The organism is Salipiger sp. HF18, assembly GCF_011806505.1.
Taxonomy (GTDB): domain Bacteria; phylum Pseudomonadota; class Alphaproteobacteria; order Rhodobacterales; family Rhodobacteraceae; genus Salipiger; species Salipiger thiooxidans.
Genome location: NZ_JAATOS010000612.1, coordinates 1 through 2,102 on the forward strand (window position 1 = coordinate 1; position 2,102 = coordinate 2,102).

Below are 2,102 nucleotides of genomic sequence, written 5' to 3' on the forward strand. Positions count from 1 at the left end.
ACCCTGATGTCGCTGCCGCCGCGCACCCGACTCGACTGCGACATCCAGGGCAAGGAAGCCGAACTGGCCCACCGCGCCGTCTACGGCCGCTGAGCCGCGGCCGGCACGCTCAGCCGAAGCGTGCCTTGAGGGCCTCGTGCACCGGCGGCGTGACGAAATTGCTCACGTCGCCGCCCAGCCGGGCGATCTCCTTCACCAGCTTCGATGCAATCGCCTGGTGACGGGCCTCGGCCATGAGGAAGACCGTCTCGACGCTGTCGTCGAGCACCCGGTTCATCCCGACCATCTGGAATTCGTACTCGAAATCCGCCACCGCGCGCAGCCCGCGCACGATGATCTGCGCGCCCACGTCATGGGCGCAGTCGATCAGCAGGTTCTCGAAGGGATGCGGCACGATCTCGGTGCCGGTCTGTTCCGAAAGCTCGCGACATTCCGCCTCGATCATCGCCACGCGATCTTCCAGCGGGAAGAGCGGGCCCTTGTCGCGGTTTATCGCGACGCCGATCACGAGACGGTCCACCAGGGCGGCGGCGCGCCGGATGATGTCGATATGACCCAGTGTGATCGGGTCGAAAGTTCCGGGATACAAGCCGATGCGCATACGGAAGCCCCTCATCTACCGTTTTGCCGCACGCAACAATATTGCGTTGATGAATGCAACCCCCGATGCAAAAAGAACATAAGGACGACCGGTGGCCGGTCGCCCTTTCGTTGCCCCATTCGAGGGCAAAGTCGGCCATGTCCGCAAGGCGCGGAGAGTGCGCCCGCCTGACCCGAGCCGCGCGCGGGCGCCGCTCAGAATCCCATGATCATACCCTGAAGGGCTTCCTTCTCCATCGAGAGCTCGGAGATCTGCGCCGCGACCACGTCGCCGATCGAGATCATACCGACCATCACGCCGTCCTCGATCACCGGCAGGTGACGGAAACGGCCCTTGGTCATCCGGGCGAGCACCACGTTGCTGTCGTCGTCGCGCGAGCAGGTCTTGAGATCTCTGGTCATCAGCGCATCGACGCGCCAGGCCAGGACGTCGGGACCGTCGGTGCCGAGAACCCGCACGATGTCGCGCTCGGACAGGATGCCAAGCGGCGTCTGGCCGTCCTCCGAAACCACCACGCCCCCGATCCGGCGCTCGGCCAGGACCTTTGCAGCCGCCGCGACGGTCGCATCCGGGGTCACGGTGACGACGCCGTCGTCCGCCTTGTCCTTGAGAATCTGTTGAACCTGCATACCGCTCTCCTCCAATCGCTCAAATGCACGTGCAGAAAGCGTCCGCCCCATGCGACAATCTGTCAAGTCAGACCTTCGAGTCTCGCAAGCTCGCGCCGGATTCCCCGTGCCAGTGCCTCGGCAAAGGTGTTGAGCCTGCCGACGCGGCGGTCATCGGCGTGGCGCACGAGGTAGAAACTGCGGATCAGCTCGACCTCCGCCGGCAGGATCCGGGTCAGCCCAGAGGCTGCGGGCAGCGCGAAATCATGCACGATTCCGACCCCCGCGCCCTGCCGCAGCCAGTGGAACTGCACCGAGACCGAGTTCGACGCCAGCCCCACCCGGTCGAGCCCGAGATCGGCGAGGTAGTCGAGTTCCTTGTCGAAGATCATGTCGGGGATGTATCCGACAATGCGGTGCCCCTTCAGGTCGGCACGGCTGCGGATCGGCGGGTGCCGCTCGAGGTAGTCCTCGGAGGCGGCGAGGTGCAGCTTGTAGTCGGCGAGCTTCTGCACGACCAGCCGCCCGGCGGTGGGCGCCGAGACCCCGATCGCCAGGTCCGCCTCGCGCCGCGACAGGTTCACGATGCGCGGCAGGGCGACGATCTGGATCTCGAGATCCGGATTCTGCGCCCCGATCTCGGCGCAGACCTGCGGCAGCAGGAAGTTGGCGCAGCCGTCCGGCGCGCCGATGCGGATCTGCCCCGACATGCCCTCGCCCGCGCCACGCACCGCCTGCGCGCCCAGCCCCAGCGCCTGCTCTGCCTCCTCGGCGTGGCGCAGCAGCCGCGTGCCCGCCTCGGTCAGCGCGTAGCCCTGCGGGCTCTTGGCAAACAGCGTCTGGCCGAGCGTCTCCTCGAGCCGCGCCACCCGGCGGCCCACCGTGGCCGGGTC

General features: G+C 67.0%; 3 protein-coding genes. All 3 read right to left on the reverse strand.

From position 1 onward, the window contains the following. Positions 1-109: 109 nt before the first annotated feature. Positions 110-601: a pantetheine-phosphate adenylyltransferase gene (coaD, locus tag HC022_RS24870; RefSeq protein WP_008884868.1), complete on the reverse strand. Its 492-nt coding sequence runs from the start codon at positions 599-601 to the stop codon at positions 110-112. 194 nt (positions 602-795) lie between these two features. Next, positions 796-1,230, reverse strand: a complete 435-nt coding sequence (locus tag HC022_RS24875; RefSeq protein ID WP_008883887.1) for a CBS domain-containing protein — start codon at positions 1,228-1,230, stop codon at positions 796-798. A gap of 62 nt (positions 1,231-1,292) precedes the next feature. Then, on the reverse strand, positions 1,293-2,102 hold an 810-nt coding region (locus HC022_RS24880; RefSeq protein WP_167454172.1), incomplete at its 5' end, for a LysR family transcriptional regulator.

Excerpts from the sequence above, each read along its gene's own strand:
- coaD (WP_008884868.1), bottom strand. The coding sequence starts at position 601 with ATGCGCATCGGCTTGTATCCCGGAACTTTCGACCCGATCACACTGGGT.
- HC022_RS24875 (WP_008883887.1), bottom strand. The coding sequence starts at position 1,230 with ATGCAGGTTCAACAGATTCTCAAGGACAAGGCGGACGACGGCGTCGTC.